General features: G+C 43.2%; 12 protein-coding genes and 1 pseudogene. All 13 read left to right on the forward strand.

Going from position 1 to position 18,177, the window contains the following annotated elements; all coding sequences use genetic code 11:
* The first annotated feature begins 310 nt into the window (after positions 1 to 310).
* Positions 311 to 2,056 carry a sensor histidine kinase gene (locus AT864_RS07000; protein WP_066147612.1) on the forward strand — a complete coding sequence of 582 codons (1,746 nt, stop codon included), beginning with the start codon at positions 311 to 313 and terminating at the stop codon, positions 2,054 to 2,056.
* Positions 2,053 to 2,838: a response regulator gene (locus AT864_RS07005; protein ID WP_066147613.1), complete on the forward strand. Its 786-nt coding sequence runs from the start codon at positions 2,053 to 2,055 to the stop codon at positions 2,836 to 2,838. Before AT864_RS07000 ends, AT864_RS07005 begins: the two co-directional genes overlap by 4 nt.
* Before the next feature lie 83 nt (positions 2,839 to 2,921).
* A complete protein-coding gene (locus AT864_RS07010; protein ID WP_066147741.1) occupies positions 2,922 to 4,241 on the forward strand; it encodes an extracellular solute-binding protein in 1,320 nt (439 codons plus the stop codon).
* A gap of 76 nt (positions 4,242 to 4,317) precedes the next feature.
* Positions 4,318 to 5,196, forward strand: a complete 879-nt coding sequence (locus AT864_RS07015; protein ID WP_066147617.1) for a carbohydrate ABC transporter permease — start codon at positions 4,318 to 4,320, stop codon at positions 5,194 to 5,196.
* 80 nt (positions 5,197 to 5,276) lie between these two features.
* The gene (locus AT864_RS07020) at positions 5,277 to 6,086 is read left to right on the forward strand and encodes a carbohydrate ABC transporter permease (RefSeq protein ID WP_066147745.1); all 810 of its coding nucleotides are present in this window, start codon (positions 5,277 to 5,279) and stop codon (positions 6,084 to 6,086) included.
* A 280-nt stretch (positions 6,087 to 6,366) separates the two neighbouring features.
* Positions 6,367 to 8,490 carry a glycoside hydrolase family 52 protein gene (locus AT864_RS07025; RefSeq protein ID WP_066147620.1) on the forward strand — a complete coding sequence of 708 codons (2,124 nt, stop codon included), beginning with the start codon at positions 6,367 to 6,369 and terminating at the stop codon, positions 8,488 to 8,490.
* Positions 8,487 to 9,505: pseudogene (locus AT864_RS07030) on the forward strand (endo-1,4-beta-xylanase). The gene AT864_RS07025 and the pseudogene AT864_RS07030 overlap by 4 nt, the downstream one beginning before the upstream one ends.
* A 378-nt stretch (positions 9,506 to 9,883) precedes the next feature.
* A complete protein-coding gene (locus tag AT864_RS07035; RefSeq protein ID WP_066147622.1) occupies positions 9,884 to 11,527 on the forward strand; it encodes an extracellular solute-binding protein in 1,644 nt (547 codons plus the stop codon).
* 128 nt (positions 11,528 to 11,655) lie between these two features.
* Complete coding sequence (locus AT864_RS07040) at positions 11,656 to 12,603, forward strand: sugar ABC transporter permease (protein WP_066147624.1); 948 nt, start codon at positions 11,656 to 11,658, stop codon at positions 12,601 to 12,603.
* A 13-nt stretch (positions 12,604 to 12,616) separates the two neighbouring features.
* Positions 12,617 to 13,507, forward strand: coding sequence for a carbohydrate ABC transporter permease (locus tag AT864_RS07045; protein ID WP_066147626.1), 891 nt, complete (start codon positions 12,617 to 12,619; stop codon positions 13,505 to 13,507).
* A gap of 16 nt (positions 13,508 to 13,523) precedes the next feature.
* Complete coding sequence (locus AT864_RS07050) at positions 13,524 to 15,578, forward strand: alpha-glucuronidase family glycosyl hydrolase (protein ID WP_066147627.1); 2,055 nt, start codon at positions 13,524 to 13,526, stop codon at positions 15,576 to 15,578.
* 21 nt (positions 15,579 to 15,599) lie between these two features.
* Positions 15,600 to 17,108, forward strand: a complete 1,509-nt coding sequence (locus AT864_RS07055; protein WP_066147630.1) for a xylan 1,4-beta-xylosidase — start codon at positions 15,600 to 15,602, stop codon at positions 17,106 to 17,108.
* Positions 17,109 to 17,465: 357 nt separating this feature from the next.
* Entirely contained in the window at positions 17,466 to 18,167 is a 702-nt protein-coding gene (locus tag AT864_RS07065; RefSeq protein ID WP_369815498.1) for a GntR family transcriptional regulator, read from the forward strand.
* Positions 18,168 to 18,177: the final 10 nt, after the last annotated feature.

Below are 18,177 nucleotides of genomic sequence, written 5' to 3' on the forward strand. Positions count from 1 at the left end.
AGACTTGTTCAGCAATAACGATTTTTTTGCTCAAAATGCTGGATGAAAGAATAGGTGAGCTTGTAAAAACGAAGCTGTCGACGGGGGGAGTGAATCCATGGGCTGCATCGATATAGAACGGAGTGAATCTTTCTGTTAGCGGCATCATCCCGTGTTACGATTTCCTACGCCAATATGCAGGTATGACGGTAGGAGACAAGTCTGTGATTTGTCTCCTACCGTCGCAAACATCTATAATTTGCTCTGATCCTGCGAGCGATCTTTCATCTATGTAATATGTGCGTCATAAATGGTAGGTGTCTTGCTGAATATGAAGATAAGAGAAAAATTGAATCGCTTTAATACTCTTCGCAACCAAATTCTAATCGTTTTTATATTCGTCATGACATTTGTCTTGCTCTTCGTAGGAATGATGACATTTCATTTCGTATCGGTGTTATTAAAACAAAATGCCGAGGAGCAAATTCGCCAAACAGCCATTCAGGCAAACGGCAGATTGGAAGCGCTTTATGGACAACTGGATGCATTGACCAATCAAGTGGCGACAGACGCGTATGTACAAAAATTGCTTTTAAAAGAGGCTGGAGGCCATTTGCTTGGGTTTAGCGAACGGCAATATTTAATGCAAATCGTCAATTCGTACCAAACGTATTCCCAAGGTATTCATTCCTTTGAACTTTATACGAATCATTACAAACGAGTGTTCCCGCTGAATGAAATGGATTTGGTCAATCGCATAGGAGCTTTATCGATTCAAAGAGCGAATGATGCGAAGGGGAGGATTGTTTGGATTGGACGAGATCCAGCCTCTTCAGATTTTTTAGCGATTCGGCAAATTCGCTTAATGGACCGCTGGTTTTCTCCAGGAGGGTATTTATTAGTACGTGTGAATCGCGACTATTTTCAACTAACGGACGTTTATAGCAATGAAACAGAGGAAAAAGGCTATATGCTGCTTGTCGATCATGATTTCCAATCTATTTTTTCTAATTTTCAAGGAGATCCTGCTCCTATTTTGCATACCCAACAGCGGATGATCAAGCAGGATGGAAAGGAGTATATTGTGGTCAAACAGCGATCCCCCCTGACCGGGTGGTTGCTTGTTATGATGACACCAGTAGAGGTGCTGACAAGTGGCCTCTCGATCTTAAAAAATGCGATCCTACTTTCAGGAGCTATCGGCTTTCTCATTTTTCTCATCTTCTCCTTTATTCTCTCGACCATAGTCACCAAGCCGATCTTAAGGCTAACCAAAATCATGAAGCGAGGAAAAAACGGGACATTAAAGCCGAGTCCGCCTATTTTTTCTACTATTGAGATTAATGAATTAAACAATACGTACAATTCATTAGTAGACAACATCAATCATTTGATTCAAGTTGTTTATGAAAAAGAATTGGTACGTAACCGCACTGAACTAAAGGCGCTGCAAGCGCAAATTAACCCTCATTTCCTTTTTAACACGCTCGATGCTCTATATTGGTCACTTGTCGATAAAGAAGAAGAGGAATTATCGCAATTTGTGCTAAATATGTCCGAGTTGTTTCGCTATACGATTAGCCATTCAAAGAACGATGAATGGGTAACGCTTCGCGAGGAAATTGAACATATTCGCCGCTATCTTGAGATCATGAAATTAAGGTGGGGAGACCGCCTTTTATGGAATATGGTTGTTCCTTTTCAATATTTAGAGATTCCTATTCCTAAGCTACTGATTCAACCTCTAGTAGAAAATGCTGTTTTGCATGGCATCGGCAATAAGGCGGAGCCGGGTTCTGTTTGGGTCACCATCGAGGAAGACAGCGATTCCTCTGATTTAATCATTAAAGTTACGGACAATGGACATGGAATGGAGGAACAAACCGTTCAAGAGATCCGTAAGCGTCTCTATGATAAAGAGTTTTCCCTTTTGAAAGGGAGCGGCATGGCGATCATCAATGTCAATCGGCGCTTGCAGCTTTATTATGGAGAAGATAGAAGGCTGTTCATTCATAGTGAATTAGGAAAAGGAACGCACGTTTCTATGAAAATCCCTAAGCGTGGTGAACAAAGATGATGGATGTAAAGACGATTTTAGTCGTCGATGATGAACCGAGAGCGCGAATCGGACTGAAAAAAACGCTGGATGCTTGGGCGATGGGAACATGCGAGATTCTTTGTGCGGCCAGCGGGGATGAAGCAATCGAGCTTCTGAGACAGCGCCCCGTTCATTTAATCTTAACAGATATCCGCATGCCGCAAATGTCTGGGCTTCAGCTGATCGAGGCCTTTGCGGAGCACAAGCATAAGCCAGTTGTGATTATTATTTCCGCTTACTCTGAATTTGCCTATGCCCAAAAAGCAATCAAATTAGGAGTGGTCAATTATCTTCTCAAACCGGTCAGCAAACATAAACTCATTGAGGCGGTGGAACAGGCGCTGGCGATATTGGAAGAGCGAAAAAAATCAGAAATGCTGGCACAGATGATCGATCATCAAGTCATTCAAATTCAAGAACATATCCGCTCTTCTTCCGTAAGGGAAGCCATACAGTTCATTCATAAAAATTTGCATCAGCCATTGAGCCTGCGCGATGTGTCTAGGCATGTACATTTGAATGCAAGCTATTTTAGTGTCCTTTTTAAAGAAGAAACAGATATGACCTTTAGTGAATATGTGACAAGATGCAGGATACAGAAAGCCAAGAGCTTGCTGGTGGCAACCGATTTATCTGTTGAAGAAATTGCCGAATCTGTCGGTTATCAAACAGCGAAATATTTTATTAAAGTATTTAAAGAATTTGAAGGAATGACTCCCTATCGCTTCAGAAAGCAACATCTAAAAAAAGTAGAATTTTAGGCAATGAGTGTGGCCTTATTTCCCCATCAGCCAATGATATAATCTTAGCAAACCAAAAAGATTCAAAGGGGGAAATGGCTTTGTTGAAAAAGAAAGCGCATTCATGGCTGATCGGCATGATGTTCGTATTGGCGCTAGCCGTCACAGGCTGCTCTAGCTCCAGCTCAAGCAATGAAAATGGAGCTTCACCCGAAGACGGGAAAAAAGTGACGCTTACATTTATGCATCTTTGGCCTGCCGGAAGCTCAAAGCAGCACTATATGATTGTTAATGACATTATTAAAGAGTTTGAAAAAGAAAATCCGAATGTAACAGTCAAAACGGAAATTCTCGAAAACGAACAATATAAAAACAAGCTAAAAGTATTAGCAGCTTCCAATGAGCTTCCTGATGTTGGGATGACTTGGGCAGCAGGATTTTTAGAGCCATACGTGAAAGGGAATTTATTTGCACCTTTAGATGATGTTTTAGACGGTGGTCTTAAAGATCAGTTTGTTTCCGGGACAACAGAAGCATATGCGGTTGACAACAAAACGTATGCCCTTCCATTGGAGCTTAACATCACTCCTGTGTACTATAATAAAGAAATTTTTGCGAAATATCATTTAGAAGTCCCTAAAACATATGAAGAGTTCAAGCATGTGGTGCAAACGCTTGTGAAAAATGGCGTAGCCCCAATCGCGTTAGGCAATAAGGATCGCTGGACAGGATCGATGTGGTATATGTATTTAGCCGACCGAATCGGCGGCGCTGACACGTTAAAAAACGCGATAAACGGAAGCGGTACATTTGCAGATCCAGGATTAATCAAAGCGGCGGAAGAAGTCCAAAACCTCGTCAAAATGAAAGCGTTTATCAAGGGATTTAACGGTTTATCGAACGATGAAGCAAAAGCGGAGTTTACCAATGAAAAAGCAGCTATGTATTTAATGGGAACATGGGATTTGCCGCAGTTTACAACAAATGAAGATATTCCAAAGGAGTTTCGCGACAAAGTCGGATTCTTTAAATTCCCTGTTGTTGAAGGCGGAAAAGGAAATGTGGATAGCTGGGTCGGAGGACCGGGAGTCGGATTGTTTGTAGCGCAAAATTCGAAAGCGAAGGAGGAAGCGAAAAAGTTTGTAAGATTTTTCGTTGAAAAATGGGGCGAGCAGTCAGTCACAAAAGCGGGTGTCATTCCAGCAACAAAAGTGAACACGGCTAATGTCGATCTGCCGCAAATGTATATCGATGTGCTCAATGAATTAAATAAAGCTAGCAATATTACATTATTTGCCGATGTGCAAATGAACCCGGAAGCAGCGCAAACACATTTAAATTTAATCCAATCGTTATTTGGTGAAGAAGTGACACCGAAAGACTTCGCTAAACAGCATCAAGAAGTGCTGTCTAAGACGCAATGATGAGAGAAAAGAAGGACGACAAAAAGGACATATGCCATATATGTCCTTTTTGTCCAATGAGAAAGGAGGAGACAGCATGAATAAAATGATGTCCGATAAAAAAGTCATTGCGCTCTATATTTTGCCGTCTTTGCTGCTGCTTTTGACATTGGTGTACATTCCGATCGTGATGACGGGCTATTACAGTTTCATGAAATGGGACGGCATCGGCCGTATGGAGTTTATCGCGCTCGATAATTATAAAGAGCTGCTAAAAGATAAGATGTTTTGGAAAAGCGTATACCACTCCTTTTTGCTGGCGGTGTTTTCCGTGATCAGCCTCGCCGGTTATTTGGCGGTTTCTCTCGTACTGTCAGGAAAAATCAAGGGAGCCCATTTATTAAGAAAAATTTATTTAATTCCGATGCTGTTGTCTTCAGTTGCCATTGCTCAGCTATGGTTACGGATTTATCACCCATCGAACGGGATGTTAAATCATTTTCTCCTGTTTCTAGGAATAGATGATCCGCCAAACTGGCTGGCTGATCCTTCGATTGCCCTATATTCCATTTTTGTTCCGATTATATGGCAATATGCCGGATTTTATATTTTGATTTATTATGCTGCTTTAAAAAGCATTCCCGCATCGATTATGGAGGCGGCAATAATCGACGGTGCTAATCCGTGGCAGCTCGCCTATAAAATCAAGCTTCCGTTAATTGCGGGAGTCGTTAAAGTCACGATTGTGCTAGCTGTTGTCGGTTCGTTAAAATACTTTGATTTAATCTATGTGATGACGGGCGGGGGGCCAAACGGCGCGAGTGAAGTCATCGCTTCTTATATGTACCAAAAGGCATTCCGCAGTTTTAATTTCGGATATGGAAGCACCGTCGCTTTTTCATTGCTGCTGATTTGCGTTTTAGTGACATGGTTGATTAGAAAACTTACCCGTTCAAATGAAGAAATCCAGTATTAGCACAAAAGGGGGAAGCACTAGTGTCAGGAAAAACGGAAGCTTCGTTATCATCCTTTCGAGCCCTAGGGAAAAGAATAGGGATGGCCATTTTTTATGCCATCTTAATCATTTTAGCTATTTTTCAAATCCTTCCTCTTGTTTGGCTGTTATTCTTTTCGCTTAAAAATAATCAAGAGGTTTTTAATACGCCGTTATTGGCGCTTCCGTCTCCACCTCGCTGGGAAAATTATGTGAAAGTATGGGTGGAGGGAGACATTGGCCGTTATTTTTTCAACAGTGTTTGGATTACTGCCGTATCAGTCATTTTTACGGTCTTGTTGGCGAGTTTTGCTACATTCGCGCTGACGCGCATGAATTGGAGACTGAAACACGTGGTGCTAGGGATGTTTATCGTTGGGTTGATGATACCCGTGCATTCCACACTAATTCCATTATTCGGCTTTTTTACTAAACTTCAATTAATTGATCATCCAATGTCGATCATTTTAACGAATATCGGGTTTAATTTGCCGATTACGATCATGATTTTACTTGGATTTTACCATTCCTTGCCGCGCGAATTGGAGGAATCGGCTATTATTGACGGATGCTCTGTCCATCGGATGTTTTTCCAAGTGATTTTGCCGATGACATCCCCTGTCATTGTCACGACTACCATTATTAATATGATTTACAACTGGAATGAGTTTGTGTTTGTTAATACATTTATTAGCTCTGAGCAATATAAAACCTTGACTGTAGGAATTCAAAACTTTATTGGGCAATATACGACCGATTGGGGGGCCATTGGTGCCACGCTGATGATTAGTGTTTTGCCGATTTTAATCGCTTTCTTTTTTCTCAGTGACAAAATTGTGGAAGGGATTACGGCCGGTGCCATTAAGGGATAAAGAGAGTTTGATGGCATAAGAGAACGAATAGATTGAAAACGATTGAGCAAGCAAACGAAGCTTTTTAGCCTTTTCCGCTTAAAAGGGAGTGTGTGGTTTTTCGGCGATCGAGAAGTGATTGGCCAACGAAGCGCTTCACATATTCGTTGATGGAGCTATGGATCACTGTTTTCTGAATCTTGGTTGTTCGACAAAACCAGTTTTATAGATTTGCTCTCGATTGTCGATGATTCACATTCGAGCTTTAAGGTCATTTAGGGGAGAAAGGAGATAATGCTCAATGCCTAAAAATATATTTTTTAACGCCCATCATTCGCCCGTTGGAGCGTTTGCCAGCTTTACGTTGGGATTTCCAGGAAAGAACGGGGGCTTGGATCTTGAACTCGGCCGACCGCCGCGGCAAAACGTATGGATTGGGATAGAATCGTTAAGTAAACCGGGCTTGTATCATGTCCTTCCCTTTTTAGAAATGTCAGGAGAAGATGAAAGCAAACGATATGATATTGAAAATCCGGATCCGAATCCGCAAAAGCCGAACATTCTCCTTCCGTTTGCCAAAGAGGCCATCGAACGGGAATTTCGTGTTGCGACCGATACATGGAAAGCGGAAGATTTAACGTTTACGATTTATTCTCCGGTGAAAGCGGTGCCGGATCCAAAAACGGCGACCGCTGAAGAGCTGAAGCTGGCGTTAGTCCCAGCCGTTATCGTCGAGATGACGATTGACAATACAAACGGAACAAAAGCGCGACGGGCATTTTTCGGATTTGAAGGCACCGATCCGTATACGTCGATGAGACGAATCGATGAAACGCGCCAAGAGCTGTGCGGGATTGGCCAAGGCCGGATTGTTGGGATTGTATCAAAAGATGAAGGCGTCCGCTCTGCTTTGCATTTTAGTATGGAGGATATTTTGACGACTCCGCTCGAAGAAAACTGGACGTTCGGACTTGGGAAAATCGGCGCATTAATTGCGGATGTGCCAGCTGGGGAGAAGAAAACATATCAATTTGCCGTTTGTTTCTACCGTGGCGGTTATGCAACGGCGGGAATGGATGCTTCTTATTTCTATACCCGTTTTTTCAACAATATCGAAGAAGTGGGCCTTTATGCGTTAGAGCAGGTGGAGGTGTTGAAAGAACAGTCGTTCCGTTCGAACGAGCTCATTGAAAAAGCATGGCTCTCCGACGATCAAAAATTTATGATGGCTCATGCCATTCGAAGTTATTACGGCAACACCCAGCTGCTTGAGCATGAAGGGAAGCCGATTTGGGTTGTCAATGAAGGCGAATATCGCATGATGAATACCTTTGATTTAACCGTTGATCAGCTGTTTTTTGAGTTGAAAATGAATCCGTGGACAGTTAAAAATGTGCTTGATTTATATGTTGAACGGTATAGCTATGAGGATCGTGTCCGCTTTCCGGGAGAGGAAACAGAATATCCGGGAGGCATCAGCTTCACTCATGATATGGGAGTGGCCAATACGTTTTCCCGTCCCCAGTATTCTTCTTATGAGCTATATGGAATCAGCGGCTGCTTTTCGCATATGACGCACGAACAACTCGTCAACTGGGTGCTTTGCGCCGCGGTATACATCGAGCAAACAAAAGATTGGGCATGGCGCCAACAGCGGCTCCCCATCTTAGAACAATGCTTGGAAAGCATGATTCGCCGCGATCATCCCCAGCCGCAAAAGCGGAATGGAATAATGGGACTTGATAGCAGCCGTACGATGGGGGGAGCGGAAATCACGACATATGATAGTTTAGACGTTTCTCTTGGCCAAGCACGCAACAACTTATATTTGGCGGGCAAATGTTGGGCGGCCTATGTAGCGCTTGAGAAATTGTTCCGTGATGTCGGCAAGGAAGAAGGAGCCGCACTGGCTGGGGAGCAGGCGGAAAAATGCGCGGCGACGATCGTCAGCTATGTGACCGATGACGGGTATATTCCGGCCGTAATGGGAGAAGGAAATGATTCGAAAATCATTCCGGCCATTGAGGGGCTTGTATTCCCTTATTTCACGAATTGCCATGAGGCTTTAAAAGACGACGGCCGCTTTGGGGGATATATTCAAGCGCTGCGCAAACATTTGCGTTATGTGTTACGAGAAGGAATTTGCCTCTTCCCGGATGGCGGATGGAAAATTTCATCAACAAGTAACAATTCATGGCTCAGCAAAATCTATTTGTGCCAATTTATTGCGCGGCATCTTTTAGGATGGAAATGGGATGAATTAGGAAAGAAAGCCGATGCGGCGCATGTAGCATGGCTCACACATCCCGAGCTATCGATTTGGAGCTGGAGCGACCAAATAATTGCCGGTGAAATTAGCGGCAGCAAATATTACCCGCGCGGCGTGACGAGTATTTTATGGCTTGAGGAGGGGGAGCGAACATGAACTGCTTGCTCCCCCCTCCACAAGGTGTTTGCGAATGATTTTCGCATCGGCGCCGCAGTTAACCCCAGTGACTATTCAAATGCAAAAACAGCTGTTGGTTGCCCATGTAAACAGCATGACAGCGGAAAATCATATGAAGTGTGAACGCCTTCAGCCAAAGGAAGGTTTGAACAAGCCGATCAAATTGTTGATTTTGCGTATTCCTATCAGATGATGGATCGGGGGCATACACTTATATGGCACGATCAAACTCCAGATTGGGTGCGTCAGGACAGCCAAGGCCGTTTTGTTAGTCGGGATGTGCTGCTTGAGCGGATGAAATCCCATATTTTAACCGTTGTCCAGCGTTGCAAAGGAAAAGTATATGGCTGGGATGTCGTCAATGAAGCAGTCACCGACGAAGGGGATGAGTTGTTGCGCTCATCCAAATGGCGACAAATCATCGAGGCCGATTTTATGGAACAAACGTTTCTTTATGTACATAAGGCCGATCCAGATGCCCGGCTTTTTTACAATGACTACAATGAATGTTTTCTGGAAAAACGAGAGAAAATTTTTGCGCTTGTCAAGTCATTGCGCGCCAGAGGAATTCCAGTTCATGGCATCGGTATGCAGGCTCATTGGAGCTTGGCTCGCCCATCGCTGGATGAGATTCGCGCGGCCATTGCGATATGCGTCCCTCGGTGTTGTCTTTCACATTATTGAACTCGATATTTCCATGTTTGAGTTTCATGATCATCGGAACGATTTGACAAGACCGACCAAGGAAACGATAGCGCAACAGGCAGAACGATACGGACAAATTTTCTCCCTATTTAAAGAATGTCGTGAGGTGGTTCAAAGTGTAACGTTTTGGGGAATAGCCGACGACGATACATGGCTTGATAACTTCCCGATAAAAGGAAGAAAAAATGGGCCGTTTTTGTTCGATGAACGACACGAGCCGAAGCCGGCTTTTTGGTGGGTCGTAAATGTCGGAATTTCGGACTTTTGTTTGATGTGCTCAGTCATTTAACCAAAAATAGGAAAAGTTCTTACGAAAAATAATCAAAAAATTTTGACATGTAGGTATTGAATATAGATTGACTTTCTTTTATAATCGGAATTAAACTAGTATACTAGTATTACTAATAATCATTCAGTGCGAAATTATGCGTTTGGCTGTTATATCTTTTGGAAGTAATTAAGGAAGATTGTTGCCAAACTAACATACTAGAATGTTAATTTTTTAATGATTACATTCTGCAGGGAGAGAATATCGCTTGTTAAAGTTTATTTTGAAATCGCTTACTTTTAGTCGTGAAGGGGGGGATTGAATTAGAGGGGTACCGTTTTTCTTTATAGTAGTTTCCGGTTAAGGGGGATCTAGAAAAGTAGGATTGGAGGGAGAAAAATGCTAAAAAAGTTTTTGGCCACTTTAGCAGCAACAGCATTGGCTGTTGGAATGCTTGCGGGGTGCACGGACAATGAATCAGCTTCATCAGGCGGCTCCAGTGAATCGAAAGATGGAAAAGTCACCATTACAACTGTGCGTACCCTAAAAGATGACACAAAATTTCGAAATGGGGAAGATTTGAATAACAATCCGATCACACGATGGTCAGAGAAGGAATTGGGGATTAAATGGAAAACTCTATGGACGGCTCCGAACGATGAGCAATATCATAATAAGATTCGCCTCGCTCTATCGTCCGGCCAGAAGTTGCCCGACGTATTCAAAGTGTCGGACGGACAATTAATCAACGATTTGATTCGTTCTGGAAAAGTAATGCCTATTGATGAGGCCATTGAAAAATACGCATCTCCGAGGTTGAAGGAAATTTTTAATCAGTTCCCAGAAGCGTTTTACCCGGCTACGGTTGATGGAAAACGTTACGGCATTCCGCGTTTTTCTGGCGGTAACGGCTCAGATTCATTGCTTTGGATCCGCAAAGATTGGCTCGACAAATTAGAATTGCAGCCGCCAAAAACGATTGAAGATCTTGAAAAAATTATGGACGCCTTTGTGAATAAAGACCCTGACGGAAATGGCAAAAAGGATACCATTGGTTTGACGTTGGCCAGTAAAAATGGTTTGGCGACATGGCTTGCTGACGGAAGTTTTATTTTTGGTGCGTACGGCAATTATGAACCTGGTTCATGGTCAAAAGATGAAGATGGCTCTTTAGTCTATGGTTCTGTCCAGCCGTCGATCAAAAAGGGATTAGAGAAATTACATGAATGGTATGAAAAAGGATACTTAGATCAAGAAGTTGGGATTTTAGACGAACAGACAGCGATTAAAAGTTTTGTAGCTGGAAAATCCGGTATCATCTCTGCGCCTCCATGGGCATCTGGATGGCCGATTACAGACGCGTTAAAAAACAACCCAGGGGCGGTGGTTGAGCCATATCCGCTGCCGAGTGGGCCAGACGGAAAAATTGGACGCCGCGGTGAAGGGCTCGTTACAGGGATGTTCTTATTTAGCAAAGATTTTAAACATATGGATAAGTTTTTTGAGTACTTAGATGAAGCCTTCGCTTATGTATATAACGATTCGAAGTATTTTAAATATGGATTGGCTGAAGGCTATGACTATGTCATGAAAGACGGCAAGACTGTTTATGATGACAAAGAAATTCCAGGTGGAAGATTGGATCCAGGAACCTATTTTATTACTGAAGCCATTCCGACCGTCCCATATATGCTTTACGATTTAGTCGAAGAAATGTATACAACCAAACGCCAGCCGAAAAACGCTTATGAGTATACACGGATTGTCTCCCTAGGCGATTCCTTTATGAAAGCGGCTACCATCGTCAATGAGCAAAACCAATACCGTATTGAAAATGAGTTTACTGGACCGCCAACAAAAACGATGCAAAAACGTTCGGAATTCTTGACGAAAATGGAGCGGGAAACGTTCGCCAACATCATTTATGGTCGAGCGCCGCTCAGTGCATTTGACGAGTTTGTGAAAAAGTGGGAAGAGTCTGGCGGTAAAGAAATGACAAAAGAAGTAAATGAGTGGTATCAATCGGTGAAAGGGGAAAAGTAAAGCGGAATGGATGTGACGGTGCGGACATGGTTGGAATGTTTGAAATCACAATCAATGTCTGCACCTGTTTTTTAGTATGAACCGATTCTGCAAAAATGTTTTTGATCAGATGAAAGGAGGAGGAAACCATGCAACCGGCAGTGGATTTAAAAGGACAAACAGCGGCAGTTGAAGTAAGGAAACAACGAAAATGGAGGGGGACATGGCAGCTGCATGCGATGCTGCTTCCCGCCATTGTCATTGTGTTTATTTTTCAATACATTCCAATGGTCGGACTCGTTATGGCGTTTCAGGATTATGAGCCGTGGCTTGGCTTTTTGCACTCGCCATGGGTCGGTCTTGAACATTTTAAAACGATGTTTGAATATGAAGATGCGCGTCAAGTTATATGGAATACATTTGTTATTTCCACATTGAAAATCATTTTTAATCTCGGAGTGCCGCTTGCGTTTGCTTTGCTCCTTAACGAAATATACGTGGTGAAGTTTAAACGGACTGTCCAGACGATCGTGTATTTGCCGCACTTTTTATCCTGGGTAATTTTAGGCGGGATTTTGATTGACATGCTTTCTCCTGAAGGAGGAATGGTCAATCGCGTGTTATCTTTATTTGGAATGGATTCTATTTTTTTTCTCGGTGACAACGATTGGTTTCGTACGGTCGTTGTTGTGACGGATGTATGGAAAGAATGCGGATTTAACACGATCGTGTTTTTAGCCGCCCTTACTTCAATCAATCCATCGTTGTATGAAGCCGCGATCGTTGATGGTGCGAATCGCTGGCAGCAAACCATTTACATTACGCTGCCTTCCATGCTGCCGATTATCATCGTTGTCGGAACATTATCGTTAGGAAATATTTTAAATGCCGGGTTTGACCAAATTTTAAACTTGTACAATCCGCTTGTTTATAAAACGGGCGATATTATTGATACGTACGTTTATCGCGTTGGTCTTTTAAATGGAGACTTCAGTTATGCGACCGCTGTTGGGTTATTTAAATCTATTATCAGCTTTATGTTAGTGGTAACGGGATATCGACTCGCTTATAAATATGCCAATTATAAAATCTTTTAAGGGAGGGGAGGATATGCATCATCATTATCAAAAAAGTTTGTCCTATAAAATATTTGCCATTTTTAACTATGTTCTTTTAACCGTCATTGCGTTGCTTTGTATTTTGCCGTTGATTCATATTTTAGCCGTTTCTTTTAGCGGAAGCGCGGCGGCGACCGCCAATCTTGTCGGGCTGTGGCCGGTCGATTTTACAATTGATGCGTACGAAAAAACGATTGGAAATGAAAACTTTTTGCGCTCGCTCTGGAATTCGTTTTTGCGGGTTATATTAGGAACTGTCATTTCTATGGCAGTCATGTTGTGTGCGGCTTATCCATTATCCAAAAGTGACAAAGCATTTCATGGTCGGAAAATTTATATGTGGTTTTTCGTTTTTACTATGCTGTTTCACGGCGGCCTTGTGCCAACTTATATGGTCGTGACGAAACTTGGATTGATGGATACCATTTGGGCGTTGATTTTGCCATCGGCGGTCAGTTCATTCAACTTAATTTTGCTTGTTAACTTTTTCCGGACATCGGTGCCGAAATCGCTTGAAGAAGCCGCTTTGATGGATGGGGCTAATCATTTTACGATTTTTTGGAAAATTTATTTGCCGATCTCTATTCCAGCTATTGCGACGATTTCGCTTTTTACAATGGTGTTTCATTGGAATTCATGGTTTGATGGGATGATTTACATGTCTGATGTTAAACATTATCCGTTATCCACTTTCTTGCAAACAATCATTGTTCAACAAGACTTTACGAAAATGAGTGTCGATGCCGAAACAATGAAAAATTTGTCTGAACGGACGGTGAAAGCAGCGCAAATTTTTATTGCGGCGTTGCCGATGCTGGTCGTCTATCCATTTGTGCAAAGGTTTTTCGTTAAGGGGATTGTATTAGGGGCAGAAAAAGAATGAGAGGAGATAGGCGGACATGACGAAAGAATATGAATCTTGCTGGCTGCGATATGAGAAAAATGATAAATATCAAGACAGTCCATTATTGGTTAAAACGATTGTAGCCAAAGGGGAGTCCTCGGTTTTCCGCGCGGCAGTGGAAGAGCTAAAGGTCGGAATGGCATCGATGTTTGGCATCGAGCCGCAAGTAACGGCGGAAGCTGGACAAACGAGTTTTATTTGGCTCGGAACGCTTGATGATGATGAGATAAAGGAGCAATGGCCGGATCGTGACGCTACGGCAGTTTATGATCCGGACGGCTATGTTATTTATTCTTATGTTCACGATGGGCAACCGTACATCTACATTGCCGGGAAGACAGAGAAAGGAACGCTATACGGTGTGTTTCACTTCCTTCGCTTGCTTGAGATGAAGGAAGATGTTTACCATTTGTCAATCGTAGAACAGCCGAGAAATCAATTGCGCATGATCAATCACTGGGATAATATGGATGGAAGTATTGAGCGCGGGTATGCGGGACGATCGATTTTCTTTGCTGACGGCCAGTTTGTCAAACAAAAGCAGCGGATTAAAGATTATGCGCGGCTGCTTGCTTCCATAGGCATTAATGCGCTTTCGATCAATAATGTAAACGTTCATCAAACAGAAACGAATTTGATCACGGAAGAGTTTTTACCTGAAGTGGCGGAAGTGGCGGATATCTTCCGGATATACGGCATTCAAACGTTCTTAAGCATTAACTATGCGAGTCCGATTGAAATCGGTGGGCTTTCGACCGCCGATCCGCTTCATCCAAGTGTAAAGCAATGGTGGAAGGAAACTGTTGAACAAATTTATCGCTATATCCCTGATTTTGGCGGTTTTGTCGTCAAGGCGGACTCCGAGTTCCGACCCGGTCCGTTCACCTATGGACGCAATCATGTGGATGGAGCAAATATGTTGGCCGAAGCGCTGGAACCGTTCGGAGGTGTCGTGATTTGGAGATGTTTTGTCTATAACTGTCAGCAGGACTGGCGAGACAGAACAACAGATCGAGCAAAAGCCGCTTATGAGCATTTTAAGCCATTGGATGGGCAGTTTCATTCGAACGTTATTTTACAAATTAAAAACGGCCCGATGGATTTTCAAGTGCGGGAACCCGTTTCCCCTTTATTCGGCGCCATGCCGAAAACGAACCAAATGCTAGAAGTTCAAATCACCCAAGAGTATACAGGACAGCAAAAGCATTTATGTTTTCTTGTTCCTCAATGGAAAGAGGTGCTTGAATTTGATACATATGCCAAAGGGAAAGGATCAGAAGTGAAAAAAGTGATCGATGGCTCTTTATTCGGTTATCGGTATAGTGGCATGGTCGGTGTATCCAATATTGGCGATGACCCCAACTGGACTGGGCATACGCTCGCACAAGCCAATTTATATGGATTTGGGCGTCTTGCTTGGAATCCGGATTTGTCTGCGGAGGAAATAGCGAAAGAATGGATTGTGCAAACATTTGGGAATGATCCGCAACTCGTTGAGCAAATTAGCGGAATGCTTTTGGAATCATGGCGCATTTACGAAAACTATACCGCTCCGCTTGGCGTCGGCTGGATGGTGAACCCAGGCCACCACTATGGACCGAACGTGGATGGATATGAATATTCCCATTGGGGAACGTACCACTATGCTGACTGCAAAGGAATCGGAGTCGATCGGACGGTCGCAACCGGAACCGGCTATACCGCACAGTATTTTCCGGAAAATGCGACGATGTATGAATTATTGGATACTTGTCCTGATGAGCTGTTACTGTTTTTTCACCATGTTCCGTATACCTATCGTTTAAAATCGGGTGAAACAGTGATGCAGCATATTTACAACACTCATTTTGCTGGAGTAGAGCAGACCCAACAGCTCAAAAAACGGTGGGAGCAACTGAAAGGGAAAATGGACGAAAAACGGTATATGGATGTATTGGAACGGCTTGCGATTCAGATTGAACATGCAAAGGAATGGCGTGATGTCATCAATACGTATTTTTATCGCAAATCAGGCATCGATGACCAATATGGACGGAAAATTTATCGATAATGAATAGGGGAGGCGTAGAGGATGAAAGTCGTTAAAGTGCCCGATGGTCGGCGAATGAACTTCAGGAAGAATTGGAAATTTTGTGTTGGCACCGGCCGGCTCGGCCTTGCTTTACAAAAGGAATATTTAGATCATCTGAAGCTCGTCCAAGAGAAAATTGGATTTCAATATATTCGCGGCCATGGCTTGCTTTCCGATGATGTCGGAATTTATCGAGAAGTAGAAATAGACGGAGAAATGAGGCCGTTCTACAACTTTACGTACATCGACCGGATTCTTGATTCATATTTGGATTTGAACATTCGCCCGTTTATTGAACTCGGGTTCATGCCGAGCGCGCTCGCTTCAGGAGAGCAAACCGTTTTTTATTGGAAAGGAAACGTTACCCCGCCGAAAGATTATGGCAAATGGCGCGATTTAATTGTGGCAGTCGTTTCCCATTTTGTTGAACGCTACGGGATGGAGGAAGTGCGAACATGGCCGTTTGAAGTATGGAATGAGCCGAATTTAGTGAATTTTTGGAAGGATGCAGACAAACAAGAATATTTTAAGCTATATGAAGTGACGGCACAAGCGGTAAAAAGTGTGCATCCTCAATTGCAAGTCGGAGGTCCCGCTATTTGCGGGGGAAGCGACGAATGGATTGTCGATTTCTTGAATTTTTGTGCCGAAAAACATATACCTGTTGATTTTGTAAGTCGGCATGCCTATACGTCGAAGGCGCCGCATAAGAAAACGTTTGAATATTACTACCAGGAGCTTGAGCCGCCCGAAGATATGCTTGAGCAGTTCAAAACGGTGCGCGAATTGATTAACCAATCCCCGTTCCCAAATTTACCGTTTCATATTACGGAATATAACACGTCGTATAGCCCGGTCAACCCGATTCATGATACGGCTCTCAATGCTGCCTATATCGCCCGTATTTTGAGTGAAGGCGGCGATTATGTCGATTCGTTTTCGTATTGGACGTTTAGCGATGTGTTTGAGGAAATGGACGTACCAAAAGCGGTGTTTCACGGCGGATTCGGTTTGGTGGCACTCCATGCGATTCCGAAACCGACGTTTCATGTATTTACGTTTTTTAATACATTGGGCGAGGAACTGCTGTATCGTGACTCAGAGATGATGGTGACTAGGCGGAAAGATGGATCGGTCGCGGTAGTGCTCTGGAATTTAGTTATGGAAAAAGGCGAGGGATGGACCAAAGAAATACGGCTGGATATTCCCATTCCATTTACTGATGGATTTATGAAACGGCAAACCGTTAATGAAGAGTACGGAAACCCGTGGAGAGTATGGAAGCAGATGGGCCGGCCCCGCTTTCCGAGCCGGAAAGCAATTGAGACGTTGCGTCAAGTGGCACGGCCGAAAGTAACGACTGAACGGCTGAGGGCGGAAAACGGTGCGGCTCGTTTGTCTCTTCTGTTGACGAAAAATGAAGTGACGCTCATCGAAATCGAACCAATTAAAGATGCCACGTATACGTATTCCGGTCTCGATGACAATCAAATGACATCGTATTCGTAAGTTTATGGGTTTAAAAATCGTAGCGTATGATCTTTAAATGCACGTAAAGATTATGAGGTTTTGGGGAAAAACAGTTAACAAAAGGAGGGATGGTATGGACATTGTCGCCATTGGAGAATCGATTGCATCCTTTACACCGGCAAGCGGAGGATGAACGAGGCAAGCTGTTACATGTACGAGACGACTCAGCGGGGATTAGAATCAATAGACGAACTTGTCTTGATCGTGAGGGGAGAGTGAAAAAAGAACAGATCATTCGGAGGGTAAAGGTGGATAGGTGGAACAGATTGGAGTAAAATGAAGGAAAACCATTTGTTTGGTTTCTACCATACTAGTATAGAAGAAAGGGAGAACTCAATGACGATGTTTACTTCCCAGCAAAGCCAGCAAATCAAAAGTTCCATTAGAGGCTCAGCGCGAGATCAGTTGTATGACATGCTGAAAGAAAAAATTTTGCGTCTGAAGCTTGAACCAGGAACGAAAATTTCAGAAAAAGAAATTGCTGAGCAGCTTCATATTAGCCGCACCCCGGTACGCGAAGCGTTTTTAAAATTGGCGCAGGAAGAACTGCTCGATATCATTCCACAGAGTGGGACGATCGTTTCGCGTATTAATCTGGAACATGTTGAAGAAGGGCGTTTCATTCGTGAGGTGGTTGAAAAAGAAGTCGCGGCGTTAGCTTGCACGAGATTTCGCCAAGATCATTTGTTTCAACTTGAGAAGAACATTATGATGCAGGAACTGTGCGTGGAAAAAGGGAATTTTTTGGAACTTTTTGAGCTTGATGAGATGTTTCATCAACTTATTTTTGATGGTTGCCGCATGTCGCGCTCATGGAAGATGGTGCAAAGCTTAAACAGTCATTTCAATCGTTTACGCGTACTGCGATTGTCTTCCGACTTAGACTGGGATATTATCATTTCTCATCACAAGCAAATTTATCAATTGATTGCGGATAAAGAAGCAGAGAAAGTCCGGAAAGTAATGGAGGAACATTTGCGGCTTGTGGATATTGAAAAGGATCAGTTGAAAAAACAATATCCGCACTACTTTGTTTAACTGGCAAAGA

Origin of the sequence: Anoxybacillus sp. P3H1B, from assembly GCF_001560855.1 — a bacterium.
Classification (GTDB): domain Bacteria; phylum Bacillota; class Bacilli; order Bacillales; family Anoxybacillaceae; genus Anoxybacteroides; species Anoxybacteroides rupiense.